29 protein-coding genes are annotated in these 24,734 nt (G+C 62.7%); 15 read left to right on the plus strand and 14 right to left on the minus strand.

Annotated elements, in window-relative coordinates; genetic code table 11:
* Positions 1-15 precede the first annotated feature (15 nt).
* Positions 16-555, minus strand: a complete 540-nt coding sequence (locus QTL95_RS07510) for a TRAP transporter small permease subunit (RefSeq protein WP_289719360.1) — start codon at positions 553-555, stop codon at positions 16-18.
* A 364-nt stretch (positions 556-919) separates the two neighbouring features.
* Here QTL95_RS07510 and QTL95_RS07515 point away from each other — a divergent pair, with 364 nt between their 5' ends.
* From QTL95_RS07515 to QTL95_RS07545, 7 genes are all read left to right on the plus strand, one after another.
* Entirely contained in the window at positions 920-3,226 is a 2,307-nt protein-coding gene (locus QTL95_RS07515) for a putative bifunctional diguanylate cyclase/phosphodiesterase (protein ID WP_289719361.1), read from the plus strand.
* A 155-nt stretch (positions 3,227-3,381) separates the two neighbouring features.
* Complete coding sequence (locus tag QTL95_RS07520) at positions 3,382-4,134, plus strand: N-acyl amino acid synthase FeeM domain-containing protein (RefSeq protein ID WP_037183070.1); 753 nt, start codon at positions 3,382-3,384, stop codon at positions 4,132-4,134.
* A 169-nt stretch (positions 4,135-4,303) separates the two neighbouring features.
* Positions 4,304-4,528, plus strand: coding sequence for an aa3-type cytochrome c oxidase subunit IV (locus QTL95_RS07525; RefSeq protein WP_289719362.1), 225 nt, complete (start codon positions 4,304-4,306; stop codon positions 4,526-4,528).
* A gap of 105 nt (positions 4,529-4,633) precedes the next feature.
* Positions 4,634-5,782, plus strand: coding sequence for a Re/Si-specific NAD(P)(+) transhydrogenase subunit alpha (locus QTL95_RS07530; protein ID WP_289719363.1), 1,149 nt, complete (start codon positions 4,634-4,636; stop codon positions 5,780-5,782).
* Positions 5,782-6,180: a proton-translocating transhydrogenase family protein gene (locus QTL95_RS07535; RefSeq protein ID WP_289719364.1), complete on the plus strand. Its 399-nt coding sequence runs from the start codon at positions 5,782-5,784 to the stop codon at positions 6,178-6,180. The genes QTL95_RS07530 and QTL95_RS07535 overlap by 1 nt, the downstream gene beginning before the upstream one ends.
* A gap of 10 nt (positions 6,181-6,190) precedes the next feature.
* Positions 6,191-7,588, plus strand: a complete 1,398-nt coding sequence (locus QTL95_RS07540; RefSeq protein ID WP_289719366.1) for an NAD(P)(+) transhydrogenase (Re/Si-specific) subunit beta — start codon at positions 6,191-6,193, stop codon at positions 7,586-7,588.
* A gap of 147 nt (positions 7,589-7,735) precedes the next feature.
* Complete coding sequence (locus QTL95_RS07545; protein WP_289719367.1) at positions 7,736-8,149, plus strand: DoxX family protein; 414 nt, start codon at positions 7,736-7,738, stop codon at positions 8,147-8,149.
* A 4-nt stretch (positions 8,150-8,153) separates the two neighbouring features.
* Here the strand turns inward: QTL95_RS07545 and QTL95_RS07550 are convergent, their stop codons facing one another.
* The 5 genes from QTL95_RS07550 to QTL95_RS07570 all read right to left on the minus strand — a co-directional run bounded on the left by QTL95_RS07550 (position 8,154) and on the right by QTL95_RS07570 (position 12,777).
* Complete coding sequence (locus QTL95_RS07550; RefSeq protein WP_289719583.1) at positions 8,154-9,812, minus strand: sensor histidine kinase; 1,659 nt, start codon at positions 9,810-9,812, stop codon at positions 8,154-8,156.
* A gap of 231 nt (positions 9,813-10,043) precedes the next feature.
* Complete coding sequence (locus QTL95_RS07555) at positions 10,044-11,108, minus strand: NAD(P)/FAD-dependent oxidoreductase (RefSeq protein ID WP_289719368.1); 1,065 nt, start codon at positions 11,106-11,108, stop codon at positions 10,044-10,046.
* Between the two features lie 28 nt (positions 11,109-11,136).
* Positions 11,137-12,003 carry a tetratricopeptide repeat protein gene (locus QTL95_RS07560; protein WP_442981267.1) on the minus strand — a complete coding sequence of 289 codons (867 nt, stop codon included), beginning with the start codon at positions 12,001-12,003 and terminating at the stop codon, positions 11,137-11,139.
* Between the two features lie 131 nt (positions 12,004-12,134).
* A complete protein-coding gene (rpsU, locus tag QTL95_RS07565; RefSeq protein ID WP_037183046.1) occupies positions 12,135-12,350 on the minus strand; it encodes a 30S ribosomal protein S21 in 216 nt (71 codons plus the stop codon).
* Positions 12,351-12,459: 109 nt separating this feature from the next.
* Positions 12,460-12,777, minus strand: a complete 318-nt coding sequence (locus QTL95_RS07570) for a hypothetical protein (protein ID WP_289719370.1) — start codon at positions 12,775-12,777, stop codon at positions 12,460-12,462.
* Positions 12,778-12,845: 68 nt separating this feature from the next.
* Between QTL95_RS07570 and rpsU (QTL95_RS07575) the strand changes: the two genes are divergently transcribed.
* The gene (rpsU, locus tag QTL95_RS07575; protein ID WP_037183043.1) at positions 12,846-13,085 is read left to right on the plus strand and encodes a 30S ribosomal protein S21; all 240 of its coding nucleotides are present in this window, start codon (positions 12,846-12,848) and stop codon (positions 13,083-13,085) included.
* A 37-nt stretch (positions 13,086-13,122) separates the two neighbouring features.
* A complete protein-coding gene (locus QTL95_RS07580; RefSeq protein WP_289719372.1) occupies positions 13,123-13,350 on the plus strand; it encodes a hypothetical protein in 228 nt (75 codons plus the stop codon).
* A 62-nt stretch (positions 13,351-13,412) separates the two neighbouring features.
* Here the strand turns inward: QTL95_RS07580 and QTL95_RS07585 are convergent, their stop codons facing one another.
* The 3 genes from QTL95_RS07585 to QTL95_RS07595 all read right to left on the minus strand — a co-directional run bounded on the left by QTL95_RS07585 (position 13,413) and on the right by QTL95_RS07595 (position 15,339).
* Positions 13,413-14,153, minus strand: coding sequence for an SDR family oxidoreductase (locus QTL95_RS07585; RefSeq protein WP_289719373.1), 741 nt, complete (start codon positions 14,151-14,153; stop codon positions 13,413-13,415).
* A 16-nt stretch (positions 14,154-14,169) separates the two neighbouring features.
* Positions 14,170-14,469, minus strand: coding sequence for a putative quinol monooxygenase (locus tag QTL95_RS07590; protein WP_289719374.1), 300 nt, complete (start codon positions 14,467-14,469; stop codon positions 14,170-14,172).
* 72 nt (positions 14,470-14,541) lie between these two features.
* Positions 14,542-15,339 carry a type 1 glutamine amidotransferase domain-containing protein gene (locus QTL95_RS07595; RefSeq protein ID WP_289719375.1) on the minus strand — a complete coding sequence of 266 codons (798 nt, stop codon included), beginning with the start codon at positions 15,337-15,339 and terminating at the stop codon, positions 14,542-14,544.
* A gap of 118 nt (positions 15,340-15,457) precedes the next feature.
* Here QTL95_RS07595 and QTL95_RS07600 point away from each other — a divergent pair, with 118 nt between their 5' ends.
* Positions 15,458-16,381, plus strand: a complete 924-nt coding sequence (locus QTL95_RS07600; RefSeq protein ID WP_289719585.1) for a LysR substrate-binding domain-containing protein — start codon at positions 15,458-15,460, stop codon at positions 16,379-16,381.
* 6 nt (positions 16,382-16,387) lie between these two features.
* Here QTL95_RS07600 and QTL95_RS07605 read toward each other — a convergent pair whose 3' ends face one another.
* A complete protein-coding gene (locus QTL95_RS07605; RefSeq protein ID WP_289719376.1) occupies positions 16,388-16,654 on the minus strand; it encodes a DUF2277 domain-containing protein in 267 nt (88 codons plus the stop codon).
* Positions 16,655-16,810: 156 nt separating this feature from the next.
* Entirely contained in the window at positions 16,811-17,191 is a 381-nt protein-coding gene (locus tag QTL95_RS07610) for a DUF930 domain-containing protein (RefSeq protein ID WP_289719377.1), read from the minus strand.
* Between the two features lie 248 nt (positions 17,192-17,439).
* Here QTL95_RS07610 and QTL95_RS07615 point away from each other — a divergent pair, with 248 nt between their 5' ends.
* The 5 genes from QTL95_RS07615 (at position 17,440) to QTL95_RS07635 (ending at position 23,121) form a co-directional block, all read left to right on the plus strand.
* A complete protein-coding gene (locus tag QTL95_RS07615; protein WP_289719378.1) occupies positions 17,440-18,693 on the plus strand; it encodes a sarcosine oxidase subunit beta family protein in 1,254 nt (417 codons plus the stop codon).
* Between the two features lie 12 nt (positions 18,694-18,705).
* Positions 18,706-19,047, plus strand: a complete 342-nt coding sequence (locus QTL95_RS07620) for a sarcosine oxidase subunit delta (RefSeq protein WP_289719379.1) — start codon at positions 18,706-18,708, stop codon at positions 19,045-19,047.
* Positions 19,044-22,037, plus strand: coding sequence for a sarcosine oxidase subunit alpha (locus QTL95_RS07625; protein ID WP_289719381.1), 2,994 nt, complete (start codon positions 19,044-19,046; stop codon positions 22,035-22,037). Before QTL95_RS07620 ends, QTL95_RS07625 begins: the two co-directional genes overlap by 4 nt.
* The gene (locus QTL95_RS07630; protein ID WP_289719382.1) at positions 22,030-22,578 is read left to right on the plus strand and encodes a sarcosine oxidase subunit gamma; all 549 of its coding nucleotides are present in this window, start codon (positions 22,030-22,032) and stop codon (positions 22,576-22,578) included. Before QTL95_RS07625 ends, QTL95_RS07630 begins: the two co-directional genes overlap by 8 nt.
* A gap of 147 nt (positions 22,579-22,725) precedes the next feature.
* A complete protein-coding gene (locus QTL95_RS07635) occupies positions 22,726-23,121 on the plus strand; it encodes a VOC family protein (protein WP_289719383.1) in 396 nt (131 codons plus the stop codon).
* Here QTL95_RS07635 and QTL95_RS28635 read toward each other — a convergent pair.
* From QTL95_RS28635 to QTL95_RS07645, 3 genes are all read right to left on the minus strand, one after another.
* Positions 23,096-23,572 carry a type II toxin-antitoxin system VapC family toxin gene (locus QTL95_RS28635; protein WP_442981268.1) on the minus strand — a complete coding sequence of 159 codons (477 nt, stop codon included), beginning with the start codon at positions 23,570-23,572 and terminating at the stop codon, positions 23,096-23,098. The two genes, QTL95_RS07635 and QTL95_RS28635, sit on opposite strands and share 26 nt — an antisense overlap.
* An 8-nt stretch (positions 23,573-23,580) precedes the next feature.
* Positions 23,581-23,751 (minus strand): hypothetical protein, encoded by a 171-nt coding sequence (locus QTL95_RS07640; protein WP_289719384.1) that lies wholly within the window; start codon positions 23,749-23,751, stop codon positions 23,581-23,583.
* A gap of 456 nt (positions 23,752-24,207) precedes the next feature.
* Positions 24,208-24,693, minus strand: a complete 486-nt coding sequence (locus tag QTL95_RS07645; protein WP_289719385.1) for a MaoC family dehydratase — start codon at positions 24,691-24,693, stop codon at positions 24,208-24,210.
* Positions 24,694-24,734 lie beyond the last annotated feature (41 nt).

Here is a 24,734-nt window from a genome sequence, read left to right on the forward strand (position 1 = left end):
CTCCTCCCGGTCCGCTTACTGCAGCGGTTTTTCGTATTTGGTGTCGATGCTAAGGTGGCCGGTGAGCGCGGCGATGCGCTTGATCAGCTCGGAGATCCCCTGCAGCGTCAGCAGGCCGAAGCCGGCGAGCATGATCAGCTTCACCGGCCAGCGGATCAGGCCGCCGGCATTGGCGGAGATCTCGTGCTGCTTGAAGGCCAGCCAGAAAAAGGGCCAGCAGAGCCAGGTGAGAAACAGACAGGCGGGAAGCAGGAAGACGATCAGCCCGACCACATCGATCCAGAGCTTGGCTCTCTCGGAGACCGAGCCATAGATCAGGTCGACGCGGACATGCTCGTTCATCCGGAGCGTATGGGCGGCCCCCAGCACCACGACGAAGGCGAAGAGATACCACTGGATCTCGAGCCAGCCGTTGGAGCTGTAGTTGAAGGTGTAGCGGATAAGAGCGTTGGCGGCGCTGATCAGACAGCAGAACAGCACCATGTATTCGGACAGCTTGCCCATGAACTGGCTGATCGCATCGATCAGCCTGCTGACGGCCAGAAACACCGGCATGCTTCTCCCCCCTCTTATTCACGGCTTTGCGCCGCGTTCTCCCAGCTAAATTGGTAGACCAGGGGGTTCTAAAATGAAAGCCGGAAGGGCCCGTGTTGGATTAAAGTCTTATGCGGGAGCCAGCCAGAACGAGCGTTCGATTTTCCGTCCCGGGCGCTACTCGCCTGCGACGCTTGCAGAGCGCGTCAGACAACCTCCGGGTGGAATGCCTTAGTTGGAAACCTCTCTGCCAAGCTGCATAAACAGCGGTTTTTGCAGCTCATTCGCGTGATGATTGTATAAATGAGAACGAATGTGTTCGACGCCAGAAATCAATTTTTAAAGGGTTAGCGGTAGGGTGCTGGGGTACAGGGAAAAATATTGGATGAAGCCAGATAGCCCGAGCAGGGTCCCTACGGATGTATATCTGTCGTTCGTGAGTTCCCTCTCCGGGAACCGGATGACGCTGCTTGCTGGCGTGATCGTGCATGTCGCCACCTGCCTGGCGATCGTCTTCAAGACCCAATCCACCATGTATGTCTGGCTGGCTGCGGCCTTCCTCGTCGTCTTCTGCGCCCGCATGGTCACCTTCCGGCAGTTCGACCGCGTCGACAAGGAAACCATGTCGCGCGCCGATATCGAGCACTGGGAGCGGATCCTTGTCGCCGGCGCCGCCTGCACCACGACGCTGCTCGGCATCTGCAGCGGGTACGCGATCTTCACCCTGCACGACAGCTTCTCCGAGCTCGCCTGCATCTCGGTGACGATGGCGACCATGGTATCTGTCGTCGGCCGCAACTATGGCTCGCGCATGGCGGTCGACCTGCAGACATTTACCTGCTGCCTGCCGATGATCATCTGCAGTCTGATGGCGATGGATTTCTATCGCGGCATCCTGTCGATCTTCCTCATTCCCTTCTGGCTGACGACGCGGGCGATGGCCAACGGCGTTCGCGAGTTCCTCTACGAGAACGTCATCGCGCGGCGCGAGATCACGTCGATCGCCGATCGCTTCGACACCGCGCTCAACAACATGCCGCACGGCCTCGTCATGGTCGATGCCGATAGCCGGATTCAGGTCATCAACCGCAAGGCCTGCGAGCTCCTGAAGATCGGCGCGCCGGAGCGCCTGAAGGATCGCGATCTCGGCGCGGTGCTGCGCTACGGCGCACGCTACAATTTCATGGATGCATCCCAACCGGAGCTGATCCTCAGGCAGCTCACGCATGTCGCCGACGGCAAGCTGTCGCGCACCCTCATTCATTTCCCGGAGGAGCTGTCGCTCGAGTTTTCCGCCAGCCGCCGCGCCGACGGCGGCGCCGTGCTGATCTTCGAGGACGTGTCGAGCCGCGTGAAGGCCGAGCAGAAGATCCTGCACATGGTCCGCTTCGACGCGCTGACCGGCTTGCCGAACCGAGAATATTTCAGCCATCTGGTGCAGGACTACCTGAACAAGCATCCGAAGAAGCGCGGTCCGCTCGGCTTCATGGTTCTCGACATCGACGAGTTCAAGCATGTCAACGACATGCGCGGTCACATCACCGGCGACCGGCTGCTCTGCGCGATCGCCAGCCGCATCGAGGAAAAGGCGCGCAAGGCGATCATCGGACGCCTGATGGGCGACCAGTTCATTCTGTTTTTTCCGCACGCCAAGGATGCCGAGGCGATGGACGCCGAAATCCGCCGCGTGCATGCCGAAATCCAGGGCAATTACGACGCCGACGACGTCACCTTCCTGGTGTCGCTCTCAGCCGGCTTCGCGATCCTTGAAAGCGATGCCTTCGCGATGGACGAATGGAGCATCAAGGCGGATCTGGCGCTGTTCGAAAGCAAGTCCAAGGAGCGCGGCGGCATTTCCGGCTTCGAGCGCGAGATGGACGGCCGCTATATCGAGAAGCAGAAGCTGAAGGCCGATCTGCGCGAGGCGGTGGCCTCGCAGGGCCTCAACATCGCCTACCAGCCAATGTTCAAGGCGGATGGCTCGCGCATCGAGTGCGCGGAGGCACTGGCCCGCTGGGTGCATCCGGAAAAGGGCGCCATCCCGCCTGATGTCTTCATCCGGCTTGCCGAGGACATGGGCATCATCTCCGAGATCACCCGCTTCATCCTGATGAAGGCCTGCATGGATTGCATGACCTGGCCGGAGCATATCGCTGTGTCGGTCAATCTCTCGGCGCGCGACCTGCGCGACAATGATATCCTGTCGGTCGTCTCGGACGCGCTGAAGAACTCCGGCCTGAAGCCGGAGCGGCTGCATCTGGAGATTACCGAAAGCTGCCTGATCGACGAGCCGGCCGCGGTGCGCGCGATCCTGGCGGAACTGCGCAACAGCGGCATCACCATCGCCATCGACGATTTCGGCACCGGCTTCTCCAGTCTCAGCTATCTCGACACGCTGCCGCTCGACATCGTCAAGATCGACCGCTCGTTCCTGCGCAACATCGTCGAGGACGGCCGTCGCCTGAAGCTTCTGCGCGGTACGGTCAACCTTGCCCGCGAACTCGGACTGAAGATCGTCACCGAAGGTGTCGAGACGGCCGAGCAACTGGAGCTTCTCAACAAATACCGGGCGACCGATCTCATCCAGGGCTACGTCTTCTCACCGCCGGTGCCCTCGCAGAACATCGTTCTTCTGCAGGAGGCCATTGGCCGCCGTCCCCCCGTCCAGCGCCGCCGCAACAACGTCGCGTAAGGTCGACGACCTGCCGGAAGGGCAGGCGATCCATTGTTCGCCTTGATTGCGACCGTTAACCTTAACAACTTAAATACGATTAAAAATCTCTTACATCCTTGCCATCACGCCCGGAATGATATGATTAATGTACCGTTAACGAACGGATGGGTTCCATGTCGAGTTCGCAGTCCAGCGTAAGTGATTTCAGTCGTAAAATTCTGGAAGTTTTGGATAATGTCGAGTACCGCCGCGTTGAGAGCAACGAGGATCTGGCCCAGGTAGAACGCCTGCGCTACAAGGCTTACAAGGCGCATGACGTGCTGGCGCTGGCGCCGAAGGGCCTTCTCGACGATAGTGATTTCGATAGCCACGCCTATGTCTTCGGACTGTACTATTATGGGGAAATGGTCAGCACCGTCAGGGTTCATTATGTGACACCCGACCACCGGCTGAGCCAGTCGGGCGGCGCCTTTCCCGAGGCGATGGACGAACTGCTCGATGCCGGCCTGACGCTGATCGACCCGGCGCGCTTCGCCGCCGACCCGGAGGTCACCGCCGATCTGTCGTGGATCCCCTACCTGACGCTGCGGCCGACCATTGTCGCCGCCGCCTATTTCCGGGCCAGCCGCGTGCTGCAGTTCTGCCGCCCGCCGCATGCCGCCTTCTACAAGCGGGTCTTCTACGCCGACACCATCGTGCCCGGCCGGCTCGCGAAGAACTACGGCATCGACATGACGCTGATGGCGACCAACGTGATCGAGGTCGGGCGCAAGCTTTTGACGCGCTATCCGTTCTTCATCTCCAGCGCCAGCGAGCAGCGCATGATGTTCTCGCGCAACCCGAACGACACGCTGCCGCCGCTGACGATCGTTCCGACGGCGCGCTTCGTGCCCGAGGGGCAGTTCGGCACCGATCTGCCATTGTAAGCGACAGGACAAAGCGATGCCGGAGCCTGTCGCTGCGGCATTGTCGCGGATTGCGCTTGGCGCCAGGTTTGTGTATCCCCTCAATAGGGATTGTCCTCGTAGGACCGAGGAAAAGAGGCAGGAGAGCGGCGGCATCCATATGTCGGCCGCGTCGTTGAGGGAGAGAAGCATGGCCGAACACCACACCGGACCCGCTGAAGTCGGCGCCGCGATGGACTACAAGGAACACGAGCGCACCTACTCGGCGTTCTTGGGCGCCGCGAAGTACGGCACGCTGTTCCTGGTGGCACTGCTTCTCGGCATGACCGCCGGCTTCTTTACCGGCGCCGGCCTGCTCGGCGGCTTCGTGGTACTGCTGATCGTCTTCATCGCCGGTATCGTGCTGCTGCGCTAACGCGGCGGCGCCAGGGCGTTTCTCAAAGATCGTGAGTTTGTGCAGGCATGCTTGAGCTGAGCAGGGCGACCTGCTGCGGCCTCGCTGACCCAGAGGAGGGGGCGGTTGGGCAATATTGTATTCGTGGCGAGGGAACTTGCCGGGGACGAGACGCGCGTTGCCGCCTCGCCTGAAACCGTCAAGAAGATGAAGGCGCTCGGCCTCGACATCGTGGTCGAGGCGGGAGCGGGAAAGTCGTCGCGCATTCCCGACGGCGAGTATGAAGCGGCTGGCGCGCGGATCGGCTCGATCGGGGCTGCGGCCACCGCCGACGTGGTGCTGAAGGTGCGCCGCCCCTCCGAGGACGAGATCGGCCAGTACAAGAGCGGCGCTGTCGTCATCGCCATCATGGACCCCTACGGAAACGACGAGGCGATTGCCGGGATGGCCAGGGCCGGGCTTTCGAGCTTTGCCATGGAGCTGATGCCGCGCATCACCCGCGCGCAGTCGATGGACGTGCTTTCCTCTCAGGCCAACCTCGCCGGCTACCAGGCGGTGATCGAGGCGGCCGCGGTCTATGATCGCGCCATGCCGATGATGATGACCGCCGCCGGCACTGTTCCCGCAGCCAAGGTGTTCGTAATGGGCGCGGGTGTGGCCGGGCTGCAGGCGATCGCCACGGCAAGACGTCTCGGCGCTGCGGTGTCTGCGACCGATGTGCGCCCCGCCGCAAAGGAACAGGTCGCTTCGCTCGGCGCCAAGTTCATCGCCGTCGAGGACGAGGAGTTCAAGGCGGCGGAAACGTCGGGCGGCTACGCCAAGGAGATGTCGGCCGTCTATCAGGCCAAGCAGGCGGCGCTGGTCGCCGAGCATATCGCCAAGCAGGACATCGTCATCACCACCGCGCTGATCCCTGGCCGGCCAGCGCCGAAGCTGGTATCGCGCGAGATGTTGAAATCGATGAAGCCGGGTGCGGTGGCGGTCGATCTCGCGGTCGAGCGCGGCGGCAACATCGAAGGCGTGAAGCCGGGCAAGGTCGCCGATGTCGACGGCGTGCGCGTCATCGGCTTTGCCAACATGGCGGGCCGGATCGCGGCCAGCGCCTCGGCGCTCTACGCCAAGAACCTCGTCACCTTCCTCGAGACGATGACCGACAAGGCCACCGGCACGGTCGCGCCCAATCTCGAGGACGAGCTGATCAGGGCGACGATGCTGACGCATGGCGGCGCGGTCGTTCATCCCGCCTTCGGCGGTGCGAAGAAGGAGGGGAACTGATGGCCACGGAACAGATGGACCATGCGCTGCACCAGCTGAACCAAGCCGTGAGCGCCGTGGCTTCGGCCGCCGCCAACGCGCCCGAGGTGGCGAGTGCGGCAACCGGCGGCGTGATCGACCCCTTCGTTTTCCAGTTCGCGATCTTCGTGCTGGCGATCTTCGTCGGCTACTACGTCGTCTGGTCGGTGACGCCGGCGCTGCACACGCCGCTGATGGCCGTTACCAACGCGATCTCCTCGGTCATCGTCGTCGGTGCGCTGCTCGCCGTCGGCATCTCGACCAGCGGGCTGGCGACCGGCTTCGGCTTCGTGGCGCTGGTGCTGGTGTCGGTAAATATCTTCGGCGGCTTCCTCGTCACCCAGCGAATGCTGGCGATGTACAAGAAAAAAGACAAGTGAGGCTGCCCTGATGTCGCCAAGTCTCGCAGCCTTCCTCTATCTCGTTTCCGGCGTGCTGTTCATCCTGGCGCTGCGCGGTCTCTCGCATCCGGCGACCAGCCGCAAGGGCAACCTCTACGGCATGGCCGGCATGGGGATCGCCATCCTGACCACGCTGACGCTGGCGACGCCATCCTTCGGCGGGCTGGTGCTGATCATCCTCGGGCTTGCCATCGGCGGCGGGGCGGGGGCCTATATCGCCCGCGTCATCCCGATGACCTCGATGCCGCAGCTCGTCGCCGGTTTTCACTCGCTGGTCGGCCTTGCCGCCGTGCTGGTGGCGGCCTCGGCGCTCTATACGCCGGCCTCCTTCGGGATCGGCGCGATCGGCAGCATTCACACCGAGGCGCGTGTCGAGATGGCGCTGGGTGCGGCGATCGGGGCGCTCACCTTCACCGGCTCGATCATCGCCTTCCTGAAGCTCGACGGGCGGATGTCGGGCAAGCCGATCATGCTGCCGTTCCGGCATGTGATCAACGCGGCGCTTCTTGTTCTGATCGTGGTCTTTATCTTCGGCCTGAGCGTCTCGGAAAGCCATTTCGACTTCTGGTCGATCGTCGCCCTGTCGCTGGCGCTGGGCGTGCTGCTGATCGTGCCGATCGGCGGCGCGGACATGCCCGTCGTGGTGTCGATGCTGAACTCCTATTCGGGCTGGGCGGCCGCCGGCATCGGCTTCACGCTCGGCAACCTGGCGCTGATCATCACCGGCGCGCTGGTCGGCTCGTCGGGGGCGATCCTCTCCTACATCATGTGCAAGGGCATGAACCGCTCCTTCATCTCCGTCATCCTCGGCGGCTTCGGCGGCGAGGCGTCGTCGGGTAGCACCGATAATTCCGACAAGACGGTGAAGCTGGGCTCGGCGGAGGATGCAGCCTACCTGATGGCCAATGCCTCGAAGGTGATCATCGTGCCGGGCTACGGCATGGCGGTGGCGCAGGCACAGCACGCGCTGCGGGAGCTGGCAGACAACCTGAAGAAGGCCGGCGTCGAGGTGAAGTATGCGATCCACCCGGTGGCGGGGCGCATGCCCGGCCACATGAACGTGCTGCTCGCCGAGGCGAACGTGCCCTATGACGAGGTGTTCGAGCTCGAGGACATCAACTCGGAGTTCGCGCAGGCCGATGTCGCCTATGTCATCGGTGCCAACGACGTCACCAACCCGGCGGCGCGCGACGACAAGACCTCGCCGATCTACGGCATGCCGATCCTCGACGTCGACAAGGCCAAAACCTGCATCTTCGTCAAGCGCTCGCTCGGCTCCGGCTATGCCGGGATCGACAATACGCTGTTCTACAAGGACGGGACGATGATGCTGCTCGGCGACGCCAAGAAGGTGACGGAGGAGATAAACAAGGCGATCAATCACTAGGGAATAAGAGGTTTTCAACCGGAAATAAGCATCATCCCGCTTCATTTTCGACTTTTGATCGCGAGTGCTCTTGAAGTATTACATTTTTTGAATGTATTATTCGCTTCAGCGGTGGACCGAGGGGACCACGCTTGGTTGGGGGCGCGCATGACAGCTGAACTTTCCAGCATGACCGGTGAGGTTTCCCGCTCCGGGGTCATCGCCGGCTGGTGCCTGAGCGGTATCGTCACACTGGCGATGCTCGCCGACGCCGGCGCCAATCTTTTCGCGCCGCAACTACTTGCGGCCGACATGGCGGCGAGCGGCTTTCCGCCAGAGCTTGCGCCCGTGCTCGGGATTATCATCCTCGTTTGCGCGGTGCTCTATTTCCTGCCGACGACGGCGGTGCTGGGTGCCATTCTGACGACCGGGTTCTTCGGCGGGGCGATCAGCATCCACTTCCGGCTGGGCGAGTTCCTATCGCCGCCGCAGATGGTTTGCGTCGTGCTCGGCATTGCCGCCTGGGCGGGGCTTTATCTCCGCGACCGGCGCATCCGCGAATTGCTGCCGTTCCGACGCTGAGACGTCAGGCCCGTTCCAGCGTGCGGCGAGGGCAGGTGAGGGTCCAGAGCAGGCCCTCGGGGCGGAAATCGACCTCGACGACGCCGCTGAATGCGGCCGCTGCGTGGTTCCTGATGACGGTTGTGCCGAAGCCGGAACGCTTCGGCGTTTTCACCGGCGGGCCGTTCTTTTCTTCCCAGGTAAAGCGCAGCATCGGCTCGCTGTGCTCCTCTTCCTGCACATCCGTCCATTCGAAGCGAACATGTCCCTGCGGCACGGAGAGCGCGCCGTACTTGATCGAGTTGGTCGCGAGTTCGTGCAGGGTCAGGCCAAGGTTCTGGACGGCATCGGGCGTCAGCACGAAATCGCGACCGGAAATCTCGATCTGCTGCGATGCTTCCGGAAAGGCTTCGAGATGGATACCGATCATGCGGCGCAGCGAGGCACCGGACCACTGTTCGCTCGTCAGCAACTGGATCGAGCGCGCGAGGCCATCGAGCCGATGCGCGACGGCTGCCTGAAATTCCTCGACCGTACCGCCCTGCTTGGCAAGCTGGCGCATCATCGCCTGGGCAAGCGTCAGCAGGTTCTTGGTGCGATGGACCAGTTCGTTCATCACGAAATGCAGCCGGTCCTCGGTCTGGCTGCGATCGAAGGAGGCATTGGAAAGCGCCACGGCCACCTGGTTCGCCTCGATGACGCTGGTTTCGATCGGCGCGACGATGTGGCCCTCGCCCATGCGGTTGGCCATGTCGGCGATCGAGCGGATGGTGCCGCGGACCTGGCGGGCGACGACATAGGCAGCCAGGATCGCCAGCAGCAGCAGGGCGATGCCGCCGATGATGAGGAAGCGCCAGGTCGTGAGAATGGAGGATTGCGCGGTGGCGACCGGTCCCCAGACAACGGCCTTCCAGGACCAGCCTGGGATCTGCGCATAGCCGAGCATCGCCTTGGGTAGCACCGATTTGTTTTCATAGACGCCGCTGGAGGCGATCAGCGACGGCATGATATTGGGGTAGAAGGCCTCGCCGAAGTTGATCGTCGTCGGGCCGCTGGAGGCCACGACATGCCCACCCTGGTCGATGATGGCCGCCGACCAGCCGTTGGGCAGTCCCTCTGTCGTCACCTGTTTCGCCAGATCCTTGGCGTTCTGCGTGATGATCAGGGCGGCAACCTGTCCGACATCGAGCGGGATCGTGACGTTGTAGACCCATTCGCCGCTGGTCGTGCCCTGGAAGACATCCGAGGCTTCGATGCGGCCTGACGTCATCACCGACTGCAGCGACGGCATGTTGGCCGTCTTGCCAAGCGGCGTGCCAAAGTCTCTGCGGGTGTTGAGCAGTTGCTGACCGATCTTGTCCACGGCGATGACGTAGAGCGTATTGGCGCGTAGCGCCGTCTCCGTGCGTGCGTGGAAGGCGGCGAAATCGTTGCTCTCGAGTTCCGGCGAGGTGGAGAGAAGGCGCAGTGTCGTCGCCATGTCCTGTAGCTGGCGATCGATGGAGCGGGCGAGCGCGGTGGCGTCCTGGGCGGTCTCGCGCTTCAGTATCGAACGCTGATTGTCCTCGAGCTGCGCCAGAAGCAGGGCCACCAGCGCGAAGATCGGCAGCGCCGTGGCGACGGCCATGGCGATCAGATAGGTGCCGATCGACGCCTTCGGGAAAAAACGGAGCGAACGCTTCATGGGCATGCGGTTCGCCCTTGCGGCCGGCTCCGCGCGTTGCCGCGGCTCGTCGCGACGGACGCAAAAAGAAGAGTGTGGATCACCTGCCAGCCCTCAACCCGTGTCCCTCATTACTCACCGCTCAGCCCGATAGCCTGCTATCGAAGCAGTTGCATGTTAGGATTACGTGCGGGTGCATGCAACACAGTAAGGGAGGCGCGACGCGATTTCTTGGATTTGGTACGACGCCGTTCAGAGAAGACGCGAGAGGCGGAACGGCGCCAGTGCCGCGTCCTCCTCGTCGGTCAGGATCTCGCGGGCAGCGAGCAGGCCTGCAAGCGGCGCCAGCGTCACGCCGGAATGCATCACCGTCATGTACAGGCCCTCGCAGCCGCCGGGGCCGATCACCGGCATACCGTCGGCCGGCGTGGGGCGATAGCCGACGGTGAAGAATTCCATCGTCAGGTTGTCGCTGTCCGATATCGCCTGCTTGACGTGGGAGAATAGCTCGGCCGCGACGGCCTGCCTGTCCTCGCCGGGATCGGTACCGCCGAAGTCGCTGCCGGCAATGATGCGGCCCTCGACGGTCTGGCGCATGTGCAGGCCGGGCGCCATGACGAGGCCGGTGAGGCGCTTTTCGAAGGGGCGGGAATGGACGATGAGGCCGGGCGGCGCTTCGAGCGGCAGGGTGATGCCGGCGGAGGCGGCAAGCGGGACGCTACCGGTGCCGGCCGCGAGCACCACATGGTCGGCCTCGATCATGCCCGCGGACGTGACGACGCCGGCGATGCGTTCGCCTGCTCGAAGCAGGCCGTTGACGGTGGCGCTGACGAGCTTGGCACCATGCGCTTCGGCATCGGCGAGCATCATCCTGCTGGCGGCGACGGGTTCGACCGCGCCTTCCTCGGCGACCAGAAGTGCCGTATCAGGCGGCGCTGCGAGATAGGGTTCGCGCGCCCTGATCGCCTCGGCATCGATCCGCTCGATGTCATAGCCCCAGCTGGAATGCTCGCGGACAAAGGCTTCGAGCTTTTCCGGCGGCAGATCCCAGGTCAGTCCGCCGCACCAGGAAAGGGGCAGGCCGGGGAGATCGGAGGCCAGGCGCTTCCATTCGCTCATCGAGCGATGGCGGAAACGGTAGTAGAATTCAGGATTGCCCCAGCTGGCATTGATCCAGGCGAAGGAATTGGGCGTGGCGACACCGCCGATCTCGTCGGCGACCACGGTGACGGCGGCGCCCTGCCGCGTCAGATGCCAGGCGAGCGAGGCGCCGATGATACCGGCGCCAACGACGACCACGTGTCTCTTCGCTGTCATCGCCGGTCTCCTCGCATTCGTGGAAAGGTCAGGCGGCGTTTACGCGGGCAAGGCCGTCCTTGGCGGGCTGATACTTGGGATTGAGGCCGATGGCGTGGCGATAGGAGCGCGCCGCCTTCTGCTTGTCACCCTTGCGCTCGTAGACCAGCGCCTGGTTGGCCCAGGATTCGGCGAGGTTGCCGTTGAGTTCGATCGCGTGGTTGAAGTCGGCGAAGGCGTTGTCGTCGTCGTTGAGCGCGATGTAGGAGATGCCGCGGCCATTGTAGGGCTCAGGCGCGTTCGGCGCCAGCGAGATGGCCTTGGAGAAATCGTCGATCGCCTTGTCCTGCTGGTTGCGCTTCTGGAAGATCAGGCCGCGATTGTGATAGGCGCGTCCGTCGGTGGTGCCGAGCTGGATCGCCTTGGAGAAATCGTTGAACGCCTGATCGTCCTGCCCGACGCTGCGGTAGACGTTGCCGCGGCCGATATAGGCCACGTCGTAGCTCGGGTTGATCTGCAGGGAGGCGCTGTAATCCTGGATCGCCTGCTGCTGCTGGCCGAGGTTGCGGTTGGCAAGCGCGCGGTTGGCATAGGCCTGGAAGAACTTCGGATTGAGCTGAATGGCCGTGTTGAAGTCGTTCAGCGCTGCACGGAAATCGCCGCCACGACCATAGGCCGAGCCACGCACGTTATATGCTTCCGGATCGCGCGGGTTGGAGTTGATCACCGAGGTCAGCGAGGCGATGTTTTCCTGCGAGCCCTGGGCCTTGTCGATGCGGATGACGGCATCGGAGGTGCTGTTGGTGGTGCAGCCGGCAAGGGCGAGCGCGGTGACGACAAGCATTGTGGGCGCAAAGGCCGACATTGCGATTTTCGGCGCACGCAAGGAGCGCGTCTTGAACGTGATATCAGCCATGCGGGCTCGTTTTCCCCCAGTACAGCCGTCCCGCAGCGGGACGGTCGGTCGACAGCAAATAAAAAAGGCGGCGGCGAACAGATCGCCCCCGCCTACTTGCATCTGAAAACGTCGAAATAACGACAGAACGCTTAGCGCGCTGCTACGCCGCCTTCGCGCTGTGCGCGCTTGCGAGCGAGCTTGCGGACGCGACGAACAGCTTCGGCCTTTTCGCGTGCACGCTTTTCCGAGGGCTTCTCATAGAAGTCGCGCATCTTCATTTCGCGGAAAATGCCTTCGCGCTGCATCTTCTTCTTGAGAGCGCGGAGAGCCTGGTCAACATTGTTGTCGCGGACAAGTACCTGCACGAGAGTCACGTTCCTTTGGTTCGTTAAGCCGCGCCAGCACAGTGGACGAGGCAAAAAATGTTCATTCCGCGCGGCACAGGCCTTGCGATTGGTGCTGCGAGATACCAGATCAATTGGCGGAAGTCCATACGCGCGAGCGTGTTTGCGCGAAAAAACGAGGGATTTTGCCGCCCGAACGGCCACTGTTCGCAACGGGATCGGCATCTTCGCTTGTTTCCGCCCCGCTTTGCTCTATATAGACCGGCATCGACTGTTGGCTGCGACCTTTGTCCAAGAGCTTTTCGGCTCCGTCAGATCTCCATTCATAATCGATCAGGCCGGGAACGGCCGGCATGCGCATCGGATTTATGCCGTGCCACTCTGGGAAGCCCGACTCGATGTCGTGTTTGCTTCCGGGCCGAGACTTTGGAATGTCGGGCTTAATCATCAATCCGGAGCGCGGGTATCCCGTTCCGCATCAACCGGCAATGACCTTGCCGTATGAAAGGAAAGAATTTGCAGGTTCTCGTACGTGACAACAATGTCGACCAGGCGCTCCGTGTCCTGAAGAAGAAGATGCAGCGCGAAGGTCTCTTCCGCGAATTCAAGGCGCGCACCGCCTATGAAAAGCCTTCCGAGAAGCGCGTTCGCGAAAAGGCCGAAGCCGTTCGCCGCCAGCGCAAGCTTGCTCGCAAGAAGCTGCAGCGCGAAGGCCTGATCGCCGCACCGAAGAAGGCAGCACGCCCGGCCCGCTGATTGCGGCCGGCGAGCACCGAAACAGGAGAGAGAGCCCATGACGACCGAGGATACATTCTTCAACCCGGCCAAGCTCTCGCCGCGCGACAAGGCGGCTGCCACCGATGCGAGCGCGAAAGCGATCATCACGGCGGAAGCCACGGCTCGCGAGAAGAAGACCGAAGCGCTGAAGGCGCTTCGTCTGCAGCGGGAGGCAGAAACGCCCCCGCAGGATGCTCCCGCGAAGAAAAAGCGGGCGGGTTCCAAGACCACGGCGCCGTCCTAAGGGCGGCGGCGCGTTCGCGGTACGCGCTGTGAGGCGCACCGCGATTACCTGTGTGCTGACGCTCAGAATTCCTGAGCGGTCGGGCGCAGGACAATCTCGTTGATATCGACATCATCAGGCTGGGCGATGGCATAAGCGATCGCGCGGGCGACGGCGCTTGCCGGAATGGCAATCTTGTAGAAGTCGAGCACGGTCGATTGCGCGGTGCCCGTGGTGGAGTATTTCAGGTCGCTGTCGACGGCGCCGGGCTCGATCGAGGTGACGCGAACCTTGGAACCGACTTCCTGGCGCAGGCCTTCTGATATGGCGTGGACCGCGAACTTGGTGCCGGAATAGACCGTGCCGCCGGGCGCGAAGACCTTGATGCCGGCAACCGAACTCAGATTGATGATGTGGCCGCGGCTCTTTTCCAGGAAGAAGGGCAGGGCGGCGGCGATGCCGTAGAGCGTGCCCTTGATGTTGACGTCGATCATCGCGTCCCATTCGTCGGTGTTGACCTCGGCCATCGGGCGGATCGGCATGATGCCGGCATTGTTGATCAGGACGTCGAGCGTGCCGAAATCGGCGATCACGGCGTCGGTCACATGCTTGACCTGGTTCTTGTCGACGACGTCGAGCTGATAGGCCCGCGCCTCGCCGCCGGCTCTCGCGATTTCGGCGACGACTTCATCGAGCTTCTCCTTGCGGCGGGCTGCGATCGCGACCCGGGCGCCATTGGCTGCCAGATGGCGCGCCGTCTCTGCGCCGAGGCCTGTGCTGCCACCGGTGATGAGGACGACTTTGCCTTTGATATTCTCACTCATGATCTTTCTCCTTGGTTTATTGTTGCGCGGCGTCGACGGGGTCGAGCAGCAGTGCAGTGCGGTCGGCGAGATCGTTGATCAGGCCGAGATAGTTCTGGTAGTGCACGGTCTCGCGATGTGCGGCGACGGCCGCCGCGTTGCGATAGAGTTCGTCCAGGGCGAAGCGGTCGGGATTGGCCTGGTCGCGCCAGATATCCCAGCGCAGGTTGCCCTCTTCCGCGCGGCTGGCGGCCGCCAGGGTCGCGAGCAGCGCTTTTAGTTCGTCCGTCCTGCCAGGTTTGGCGGTGAGGATCGCCATGATCTTTACGTTGGACATTGCGTCTTCCTTCGAGCGGTCTTGTGAATTGGGCCGGCGGATGCGGATTTCGGCGACCCGCCGGCATGCCGTTCAGGCAGCGCGGGCGCGGTCGAGGGCGGCGATCAGGCGTTCGGCGATCGGATGATCCGAGCGCGGGTTCTGGCCGGTGATCAGCTCACGATCCTCGACGACATAGGGCTCGAAGTCGGCCGGCGTCGTCGTTACCGTGCCGCCGGCGGCCGTCAGCGCATCGGGCATGTTGAAGTAGATCTTCGCGTGGAGGATCTGGTCTTCGACGACCTTCTCCTCGGTGGCCGAGAATACGGTCATCCTGTAACCGGCATATTGCCAACCCCTTGCCCATTCCTTTGCCTTGGCAACGTCACCTGCAATCAGCGCCGAGCGGAACTCGCGGGCATGCGGCATGGCCGAGGCGACGGCGATTGGACCGTGGCACAGCAGCGCTGTCGGCTTGGCGCGTTCATGGAAGTGGCGCAAGATGGTGCCGAGATCCGGATCCTGCATGAGGTCCACGACCGGCGCCTGGCCGCCCGGGACAAAGACGCCGGCGTAGTTGTCGAGCCCTTCCGCGATCACCTCGCGCAGCGTGCGGACCTGGTTCATCGACGGATCGTTGGCGTAGAAGTCCTTGGCGCGCGCGTAAGCCTTCTCGTCGCCCTCGAAATGGGCGGCGGCGTCCGAGGCCGGGTCGATATGCGGCTTGGTGCCGTCAGGCGTCGCCAGCACGATCTCGTATCCGGCGGCGATCACCGCCATGGCGGGGACCACGGTTTCGTTGAGATATTGGCCGGTGGCGCCGAAGCCGCCGCCCTGCACCTCGATGCGGGTGGCGTTCGAACCGATCAAAAGCACTTTTCCCTTGCTCATCGTCATCTCCATTTATTTGTTTGGCTGCCCGTTTTGGACAGGGAGATGATGCACCGCTCAGAGGTATTTCAGAAATTTATTTGTTTGATCCTAGATATTCATGATGCATGATGACTGGATGCGATACGATCTCAACCTGCTGCCCGTCTTCGTAACCCTGATGGAAGAGCGCAATGTCACCCGCGCCGCCGACCGTCTGGGTATCACCCAGCCGGCGCTCTCCAACGCGCTGTCGCGGCTGCGTGTCGTCATGCGCGATCCGCTCTTCGTGCGCGAGCGCTACGGCATGCAGCCGACCCAGATGGCGCTGGAACTGGCGCCCGTCATCGCCGCCGCGCTGGCAGCGATCGACGGGGTGGTGCTCGGGCAGCAGGAGTTCGATCCGACCAAGGCGGAGCTCTCCTTCACCATTGCGCCCAACAGCTATGTCGAATTCGTGCTGATGCCCGCCATCGTTGCCAAGCTTCGCGAGACGGCGCCAGGGATCAGGCTCAGGCTGACGCCCTACGGCAACGACCTTGTCGAGACCGGCGTGATGTCGGGGGCGACTGCCTTGGTGCTCGGCCGCATCGTCGAGCCGCCCGACAATCTGGTTGTGCAGCATCTGATGGACGAGGGGCTGGCCTGCGTGGTTCGGGCCGATCATCCCGACATTTCCGACAGCATGTCGAAGGACCAGTACGAGCGTCTGCGGCACGTGAACGTCGTTCCCCATGGCCGGCTGCGCGTCGGCCTGTTCCAGGCGCTGGAGCAGCGCGGATTGAAGCGTGAGGTGTCGGTGTCGGTAACGCACTTCCTGGCAGCGCCCGAGATGATCGCGGTGACCGACTATTGCGCCACGCTACCTAGCTTGATCTGTCGCCATCTCGCTGCCGATCAAAGACTGAAGATCGTGCCGGCGCCGGTCGATCTCGGCACCTTCCCCGTCGACCTTGCCTGGCACGTCCGCCACCGCAACGACCCCGCCCACCGCTGGCTTCGCACGCTGATCGTGGATGTCGCGCGGGAGGTGTCGCAGGTGCCATGGGCGCAGGGGGAGTGAGGGGGCTTACGCGAACCGGAGCGCCGATCGCGCGCGCGCCTTGGCGGCCACTTCTTCGCGGTCGCGGGGCGGCTGGGTCGTTTCCAGCGAATCCAGCAATTCTCGGGCGCAGGCCGCGATCGACGAGACAGCGGCCTCGAATGCCGATTCGTTGCGTTTCGACGGCTTGTTGGTGCCGCTCAGCTTGCGCACGAACTGGAGCGCGGCGTCATGGATTTCCGCGTCCGTTGCCGGCGGGTCGAAATTGAACAGCGGTTTGATATTGCGACACATGTCTTGCCTCCCTTTGCCATCATGACGCCCGTGGCGGGGCGCGATCTACAAAGGAAGCTAGTCGAGGCGGCGGCAATTGCAACGATGGGCTTGCGAACCTAGCATCTCACACGCGGTATCAGCCTCGCAGGCAGCGCGAAATGCTTTCACCGCCGCTTACGGATAGAGATAGTAGCGCGTCCAGTCCTTGTGGGCGATCATCGCGCCGCGCTTGAAGGTGAAGGCGACGATCGAAAGGTGGTCGGGGCTTGTCGTGCAGGCGTAGGACAGGCGGTACCAATGGCCGGCGCGGCGGAATACCGCGCCGTCGGCATCGACATGGACCGCGGTTCGCTTCGGATGCGAGAAGGTATAGGAGATGACCTTGTCGGCCTGCAGGCGATCCATCGCCTCGATGTCGCATCGCTGGTCGAGCTGATCGACCGGTGTAAGCTTTTCGATCTGGGAGATCGTTTTGCTGTCGAGCGCGAGCGCTCCGGTCGAAAAGGCGCAGATCGCGAAAAGGGCGAGGCCCGTCTGGGGAAGTAGCTTTGCCATGTGGCGCGACTAGCACGCGCTTCGAAGACCGATCAAGGGCGAGTGAGGCTCGATCACGACATTGCTATTCGCCTGCGCCATTTCGTGTGGACGATTTCCCGGGCCCGCTTTCTGCTCAGCCTATGCAATCTGTCACGGTGTCAAAACAAAAGCGCATCGGCGTCGCAAAAGAAACGTTGTGCCGCTTTTGGATTTGCGATTTGTATGGCCGACGACAGGGGACTTCCCCCGCAAGGAGATGAAGGCGGATGCGCAAATACTCGGTTTTTGCCGTGGCACGGGAGGCTCTCAGGGGCCACAAGGGCTGGGACAAACAATGGACCTCGCCGGAGCCCCGCTCGGAATACGACGTCATCATCATCGGTGGCGGCGGGCATGGTCTGGGTGCGGCCTACTATCTCGCCAAGGAGCACGGCATCACCAATGTCGCGGTGCTCGAAAAGGGCTGGCTCGGCGGCGGCAATACCGGCCGCAACACCACCATCATCCGCTCGAACTATCTCTATGAAGAGAGCATGCACATCTACGAGCATTCGATGAAGCTCTGGGAGAACCTCTCGCAGGATCTCAACTACAATGTCATGTACTCGCCGCGCGGCGTGATGATGCTGTCGCACAATGTGCACGACCAGCAGTCCTTCAAGCGCCATATCCATGCCAACCGTCTCTACGGCATCGACAATGAATGGCTGACGCCGGAGCAGGCCAAGGCTTATTGTCCGCCGCTCGATATCTCCGCCAGCGCCCGCTATCCGATCAACGGCGCTGCTCTGCAGCGTCGCGGCGGCACGGCGCGCCACGATGCGGTTGCCTGGGGCTATGCGCGTGCTGCGTCCGATCGCGGCGTGCACATCATCCAGAATTGCGAAGTGACCGGCATCCGCCGCGGCCCCGACGGGCGCGTCACCGGTGTCGAGACGTCACGCGGTTTCATCGGCGCCAAGAAGGTGGGCGTTTCGGCCGCCGGCCACACGACGACGGTCATGAAGATGGCCGATGTGCGCGTGCCACTGCAGTCGAGCCCGTTGCAGGCGCTGGTCTCCGAACCGCTGAAGCCGATCTTCCCCTGCGTGGTGATGTCCAACACCGTGCATGCCTATATCTCGCAGTCCGACAAGGGCGAGCTCGTCATCGGTGCCGGCACCGATCAGTACAATTCCTACTCGCAGACCGGTGGCCTGCAGATCATCACCCATACGCTCGATGCCATCTGCGAGCTGTTCCCGATGTTCCGGCGCGTCAAGATGATGCGCCAGTGGGGCGGTATCGTCGACAACACGCCGGATCGTTCGGCGATCCAGTCCAAGACGCCGGTTCCGGGGCTCTACGTCAATTGCGGCTGGGGCACCGGCGGCTTCAAGGCAACGCCGGGCTCGGCCAATCTCTTCGCGCATCTGATTGCCCGCGACGAGGCCCACCAGTTCAACGCCGGCCTGACGCTGGACCGCTTCCGTACCGGCCGTCTGATCGACGAAGCCGCTGCCGCCGCCGTCGCGCACTGACACGAGGACATCATGCTTCTTATCTACTGCCCATACTGTCAGGAAGAGCGCTCCGAGCTCGAATTTCGCGGCGCCGGCGATGCGCATATCGCCCGCCCGACCGATATCGCCTCGATCTCGGACGAGGCGTTCGAAGAGTATTTCTTCCTGCGCGACAACCCGAAAGGGCTGATCTTCGAGCGCTGGCGCCACCAGCACGGATGCGGCCGCTTTTTCAACGCGGCGCGCGACACGATCAGCGACAAGTTCATCATGACGTACAAGGCTGGTGAGCCGAAGCCCGATATCGGTGCGACGGCTGTGCCCCATGCTCCCGTCGAGACATACGAGCAGCTCGAAGGAGAAGCGAAATGAGCGCGACCAACCGTATCGCGGGCAAGGGTCGCCTGACGCCGGCCAAGACCGCGCGCTTTACCTTCGACGGCAAGACCTATACCGCGCTCGAGGGTGATACCGTCGCCTCGGCGCTGATCGCCAACAACATCCATCTGGTCGGCCGTTCGTTCAAGTATCACCGCCCGCGCGGCATTCTGTCGTCAGGTGCCGAGGAGCCGAACGCGCTGATCGACGTGTCGCGTGACGCCGCCCGTAAGCAGCCGAACGTGCGCGCCACGGTGCAGGAAGTGTTCGACGGCATGATCGTCACGTCGCAGAACCGCTTTCCGTCGCTCTCCTTCGACATCGGCGGCATCAACAACCTGCTCTCGCCGTTCTTCGCGGCCGGTTTCTACTACAAGACCTTCATGTGGCCGAAGGCCGCCTGGAAGAGTATTTACGAGCCGATCATCCGTCGTGCGGCCGGCCTCGGCGTTGCGCCTGATGAAGCCGACCCCGATCACTACGCAGGTCGTTACGCACATTGCGACGTGCTCGTGGTCGGTGCAGGTGTGGCTGGTCTTTCGGCGGCATTGGCCGCGGCGCAGACCGGCGCCAAGGTCATCCTCTGCGACGAGCAGGCGGAAGCCGGCGGCGCGCTGCGCTATGACAGCTCGGTGAAGATCGACGGTCTCTCGGGCTACGACTGGGCGCAGAAGACCATCGCCGGCCTGAAGGCGCTCGACAATGTCGAGGTGCTGACCCGCACGACGGCGTTCGGCTACTACAACCACAATTTCGTCGGTCTTGCCGAGCGGGTTACCGACCACGTCGCCAATCCCGGCCGCGACCTGCCGCGCGAGCGGTTGTGGCAGGTGCGCGCCAAGCGCGTCATCCTCGCCAACGGTGCGATCGAGCGCCACATGGTGTTCCCGAACAACGACCGCCCCGGCATCATGCTGGCTTCGGCCGCGCGCATGTATCTCAACCAGTACGGCGTTGCCGTCGGCCAGAAGGTCGGCGTCTACACGGCGCATGACTCGGCCTATGAGGCAGCCTTCGACCTGAAGCGCGCTGGCGTCGAGATCGCGGCGATCGTGGATTGCAGGCAGACGCCGGGTGCGGCTGTTCTGGCCGAGGCCCGTTCGCTCGGCATCGATGTTCTCGCCGGCCAGTCGGTCGTCAACACATCGGGCAAGCTGCGCATTTCGTCGATGACGGTTGCCCGCAACGGCGGCGGCTCGCCACGCAAGATCGCTGTCGATGCGCTGCTGGTCTCGGCCGGCTGGACGCCTTCGGTGCACCTGTTCTCGCAGTCGCGCGGCAAGGTGAAATTCGAGCCGGAAACGCAACGCTTCCTGCCCGGCACCTATGCGCAGGATTGCCTCTCCGTCGGCGCCTGCAACGGTACCGACGATCTGCAGCAGACGATCGAGGAATCGCTGGCAGCCGGCGAGCTGATGGCGCAGGCGGCCGGCAAGACGGCTGCGGCTAAGATCAGTATCTCGTCCGAGCAGGCGCATCAGTGGACGGGTGGCATGATCGGTGCGGCGGAAGGCGCAGGTCCGGAGACCAGCGCCAAGGCGTTCATCGATTTCCAGCACGACGTCTGCGCCAAGGATATCCGCCTTGCCGTGCGCGAGGGGATGCACTCGATCGAGCATATCAAGCGCTTCACCACCAACGGCATGGCGTCCGACCAGGGCAAGCTCTCCAACATGCACGGCCTGGCGATCGCCGCCGAGATGCTCGGCAAGGAGATCCCGCAGGTCGGTCTCACCACGTTCCGCGCACCCTATACGCCGGTGACCTACGGCACGCTGATCGCGCATTCGCGTGGCGAGCTGTTCGACCCGACGCGCAAGACGCCGCTGCACCAGTGGGAAGAAGCCCACGGCGCGGTGTTCGAGGATGTCGGCAACTGGAAGCGCGCATGGTTCTATCCGCGATCAGGCGAGACGATGCACCAGGCGGTCGCGCGCGAATGCAAGACGGCACGTGACGTGGCCGGCGTGTTCGATGCCTCGACGCTCGGCAAGATCGAAGTGGTCGGGCCCGACGCCGCCGAGTTCATGAACCTGATGTACACCAACGCCTGGGATACACTGAAGCCTGGCAAGTGCCGCTACGGCATCATGACCCGCGAGGACGGCTTCGTTTATGACGACGGCGTCGTCGGGCGTCTGGCCGACGATCGCTTCCACGTGACGACGACGACCGGCGGTGCGCCGCGCGTGTTGAACCACATGGAAGACTATCTGCAGACCGAATTCCCGCATCTGAAGGTGTGGCTGACGTCGGTGACCGAGCAGTGGGCGGTCATCGCCGTGCAGGGTCCGAAGGCGCGCGAGATCATCGCGCCGCTGGTCGAGGGCGTCGATATCTCCAACGAGGCCTTCCCGCATATGAGCGTTGCCGAGTGCACGGTCATGGGCGTTCCGGCGCGGCTCTTCCGCGTGTCGTTCACCGGCGAGACCGGCTTCGAAATCAACGTGCCGGCCGATTACGGCCAGTCGGTTCTGGAAGCCGTCTGGGCGAACGCCGAGCCGCTCGGCGCCTGCGTCTATGGCACCGAGACGATGCACGTGCTGCGCGCCGAGAAGGGCTATATCATCGTCGGCCAGGATACGGACGGTACGGTCACGCCCGACGATGCCGGTCTCAACTGGGCGGTGTCGAAGAAGAAGACCGACTTCGTCGGCATTCGCGGCCTGAAGCGGCCGGATCTCGTCAAGGAAGGCCGCAAGCAGCTGGTCGGCCTCGTCACCAAGGATCCGACGCTGTTGCTCGAAGAGGGCGCGCAGGTCGTCGCCAACCCGAACGAGCCGAAGCCGATGACGATGCTCGGTCACGTCACCTCGTCCTACTGGTCGGAGAACCTCGGCAAGTCGATCGCGTTTGCCCTGGTCGCCGGTGGTCGGGCGCGCAAGGGTGAGACGCTCTACGTGCCGATGCCGGACAAGACGATCGCGGTCGAAGTGACCGACATGGTGTTCTTTGACAAGGAAGGAGGCCGCATCAATGGCTGATACGGCAGTTCGCACATCCGTTCTCACGGGCAAGCAGGGCGGTTCGGCTAGCGTCAGGCTGACGGCAGCGCCTCATGCCACGCGCGTGGCACTGCGCGCTCCCGCGGAATCGCTTTCGGCTCTATCGTCGGTACTCGGCCTGACCGTTCCCGACGTGCCGAAGACCTCGGCCCGTAAGGATGGACGCTCGGCGCTCTGGCTCGGCCCGGACGAATGGCTCGTCATCGACGAGGGCGGCGCCGACATGATGGGGGCACTCAAGGAAAACGGCGTCGTGCATTCGGCGACCGACGTCTCGCACCGCAACGTCGCGATCATCGTCTCCGGCCCGGGCGCCGAAACCACGATCTCGGCGGGCTGCCCGCAGGACTTGTCGCTCGAAGCCTTCCCCGTCGGCGCCTGCTCTCGTACGCTGTTCGGCAAGGCCGAGATCGTGCTCTTCCGCACAGAGGAGGATACGTTCCGGGTGGAATGCTGGCGGTCTTTCGCGGATTTCGTCTTCGGCCTGCTCGCCGAGGGCGCGGAAGACGCGGGGCACTAATTAGCTCCCAGTCTGATTTATTGCCAATCGGGGACGGTGCCATCGCGCCGTCCCCGATCCGCTTTCGGTTGTCGGATGGCCGTCATTCGTGCATCATCGCCGGGCGCGCCCTTATCGGGCGACGCTAACGAATGCGAGGTGTCTTCGATGATGCTGCATCACGTTTCCATCGTTGTCACGGATATCGATCGCTCGATCGCCTTCTACCGCGACGTCTTCGGCCTGAAACAGATCGAGCGACCGGCCTTCAGTTCGGTCGGCGCCTGGTTTGCCTGCGGCTCGCAGCAGATCCATCTGATCGTCAACCCCGAGGGCACGCTGAGGCGCTCCTCGACGATCGACACGGCCGACGGCCATTTCGCGTTTCGAACCGATGAATTCGAGGCGTGCATCCAAGGGCTGATCGCGAAAGGCTTTCGCGAGGATGCGCCGGATGGCGATCCGTGGCGTCTGCATCTACGCCTCAACGGACCGGCGGGCTTTCCACAGGCGTATTTGTTGGATCCGGACAGGAATATCATCGAGGTGAATGGGATGGGGTGAGGTAGTCGCGAGACCTGCTTCCTCCTTCAGCAGTTATGACATCAACGTAGCCGGTCGCCGCCATCGCCAGCATCATCTGGTCGCGCGAAACGATCGGTATCTTTCGGACCCTTGCCGTTGCTATCAGATAGCAGTCGCCCGGGTCCTTGTGCCCAGTCGCCGCAACGACATCCGCCGCCTCTACCGCGATTTTGTGATTGATTGGGAGAATCCTCGCAGCGGTTTCTCGTACGGCCTTGCGAAACCATCTTCCAACGCTGACATCGCCTATATCAGGAGCATTGTTCGGCTTCCGAACTGCGAGCGACAGCTCCCAAGTTGTGATGGGAGACACATACAGATCCCGATTCTCTTGGCTTTGGCCGATTGCGACGAGAGCCTCATCGGAGAGAGACTGAGTTCCGCTGACGAGCCAGTAGAGTGCGTGCGTGTCGAGCAGAACTCCCGGCAAATCGGCCTTTACTTTCGCCGATCTTTCAACGTTTGCGATGAAATCGGCTTGGTCAGATCGACGCCCTTGCGAATCTTCAGGTCGCTATCTTTCAAGGCGCCGGCGCCACGCACAATGACGGTTTTTCCCGTCTTTGCGTCGCGAACCATAACCGCCGATTGTGCAGAAGATTTTGCCATGTAGTTATTATAGGCGATCTGATGAAGGAGGGCGACGTCAACTTTTGGATGTAGTTTCGTGGGCCTAGCGAAGACTGGCTTACTCGCCCGGCTGATCGCGATGCCTGCACCATTCCCGCTCGTGCCAAAGAGCCGCGGCTAGGCCAGGATGGCGATAATGGCCGGGAGGCCGAATGATATGAACAGTAAGGCACCAGAATTCATGCTCTGAGCCCCTTCAGCGTTCTTCTCGCCAGAGGATGTAATATCGCGGCGAGCAAAAGCCAACCTACGAGATAGCAGGCAAGCCACCAGCTATATATCTGGACAAAATTGCCGATGCCATAGAGCACGCCGGCGATCGATGTGACGTGAAGCAGGCGGTCGAAGCCCGGTCCAGCGCATTGGCGAAAAGCTTTGTCTGCTCATTGTATGCCAAACTCATCGCCGCCCTCCGAGCGCTCTATCTGATGCCGCCTAAACGTCCTCCGGCCGATCCTTCGGGTCGAACTGGATGATGGTGATCCAGCGTGCCGTCAGCGCCGGCTTGCGTTCGTTTTCGATCTCGATCGAGACGTCGTAAGTGGTCATCAGCATGCCGGCGCCGCGGAAGCGGGCTTCGGCGAGGACGAAATGGCCGCGGATACGGGCGCCGACCTTGACTGGAGCGACGAAGCGGACGTTGTCGAAGCCATAGTTGATGCCCATGGTCTGTTCAAGCACCTTGGGCAGGCAGTTGTAGTTCATGGTCGAGAGCAATGAGAGCGTCAGGAAACCGTGGGCGATCGTGCCGCCGAAGGGGCTTTCGGCGGCGCGCACCGGGTCGACGTGAATGAACTGGTGGTCGTCGGTTGCATTGGCGAAAGCATCGATCATCGTCTGATCGACGAGGATCCAGTCCGAGAGGCCGGTTTCCGTGCCGATAAGCCCGCGAACATCCGCGAGCGAGATTTCCTTGACCATTGATTCCTCGTGAAACAGGAGCGGCATAAAGTCTTACATGC

The sequence above is a fragment of the Rhizobium sp. S152 genome, assembly GCF_030380735.1.
Lineage (GTDB): Bacteria > Pseudomonadota > Alphaproteobacteria > Rhizobiales > Rhizobiaceae > Rhizobium.

Bases quoted from the DNA above. Each gene is read 5' to 3' on its own strand.
- QTL95_RS07510 (WP_289719360.1), bottom strand. From the start codon at position 555: ATGCCGGTGTTTCTGGCCGTCAGCAGGCTGATCGATGCGATCAGCCAG.
- QTL95_RS07515 (WP_289719361.1), top strand. From the start codon at position 920: ATGAAGCCAGATAGCCCGAGCAGGGTCCCTACGGATGTATATCTGTCG.
- QTL95_RS07520 (WP_037183070.1), top strand. From the start codon at position 3,382: ATGTCGAGTTCGCAGTCCAGCGTAAGTGATTTCAGTCGTAAAATTCTG.
- QTL95_RS07525 (WP_289719362.1), top strand. From the start codon at position 4,304: ATGGCCGAACACCACACCGGACCCGCTGAAGTCGGCGCCGCGATGGAC.
- QTL95_RS07535 (WP_289719364.1), top strand. From the start codon at position 5,782: ATGGCCACGGAACAGATGGACCATGCGCTGCACCAGCTGAACCAAGCC.
- QTL95_RS07540 (WP_289719366.1), top strand. From the start codon at position 6,191: ATGTCGCCAAGTCTCGCAGCCTTCCTCTATCTCGTTTCCGGCGTGCTG.
- QTL95_RS07545 (WP_289719367.1), top strand. From the start codon at position 7,736: ATGACAGCTGAACTTTCCAGCATGACCGGTGAGGTTTCCCGCTCCGGG.
- QTL95_RS07550 (WP_289719583.1), bottom strand. From the start codon at position 9,812: ATGAAGCGTTCGCTCCGTTTTTTCCCGAAGGCGTCGATCGGCACCTAT.
- QTL95_RS07555 (WP_289719368.1), bottom strand. From the start codon at position 11,108: ATGACAGCGAAGAGACACGTGGTCGTCGTTGGCGCCGGTATCATCGGC.
- QTL95_RS07560 (WP_442981267.1), bottom strand. From the start codon at position 12,003: ATGGCTGATATCACGTTCAAGACGCGCTCCTTGCGTGCGCCGAAAATC.
- QTL95_RS07570 (WP_289719370.1), bottom strand. From the start codon at position 12,777: ATGATTAAGCCCGACATTCCAAAGTCTCGGCCCGGAAGCAAACACGAC.
- QTL95_RS07580 (WP_289719372.1), top strand. From the start codon at position 13,123: ATGACGACCGAGGATACATTCTTCAACCCGGCCAAGCTCTCGCCGCGC.
- QTL95_RS07585 (WP_289719373.1), bottom strand. From the start codon at position 14,153: ATGAGTGAGAATATCAAAGGCAAAGTCGTCCTCATCACCGGTGGCAGC.
- QTL95_RS07590 (WP_289719374.1), bottom strand. From the start codon at position 14,469: ATGTCCAACGTAAAGATCATGGCGATCCTCACCGCCAAACCTGGCAGG.
- QTL95_RS07595 (WP_289719375.1), bottom strand. From the start codon at position 15,339: ATGAGCAAGGGAAAAGTGCTTTTGATCGGTTCGAACGCCACCCGCATC.
- QTL95_RS07600 (WP_289719585.1), top strand. From the start codon at position 15,458: ATGCGATACGATCTCAACCTGCTGCCCGTCTTCGTAACCCTGATGGAA.
- QTL95_RS07605 (WP_289719376.1), bottom strand. From the start codon at position 16,654: ATGTGTCGCAATATCAAACCGCTGTTCAATTTCGACCCGCCGGCAACG.
- QTL95_RS07610 (WP_289719377.1), bottom strand. From the start codon at position 17,191: ATGGCAAAGCTACTTCCCCAGACGGGCCTCGCCCTTTTCGCGATCTGC.
- QTL95_RS07615 (WP_289719378.1), top strand. From the start codon at position 17,440: ATGCGCAAATACTCGGTTTTTGCCGTGGCACGGGAGGCTCTCAGGGGC.
- QTL95_RS07620 (WP_289719379.1), top strand. From the start codon at position 18,706: ATGCTTCTTATCTACTGCCCATACTGTCAGGAAGAGCGCTCCGAGCTC.
- QTL95_RS07625 (WP_289719381.1), top strand. From the start codon at position 19,044: ATGAGCGCGACCAACCGTATCGCGGGCAAGGGTCGCCTGACGCCGGCC.
- QTL95_RS07630 (WP_289719382.1), top strand. From the start codon at position 22,030: ATGGCTGATACGGCAGTTCGCACATCCGTTCTCACGGGCAAGCAGGGC.
- QTL95_RS07635 (WP_289719383.1), top strand. From the start codon at position 22,726: ATGATGCTGCATCACGTTTCCATCGTTGTCACGGATATCGATCGCTCG.
- QTL95_RS07640 (WP_289719384.1), bottom strand. From the start codon at position 23,751: ATGGCAAAATCTTCTGCACAATCGGCGGTTATGGTTCGCGACGCAAAG.
- QTL95_RS07645 (WP_289719385.1), bottom strand. From the start codon at position 24,693: ATGGTCAAGGAAATCTCGCTCGCGGATGTTCGCGGGCTTATCGGCACG.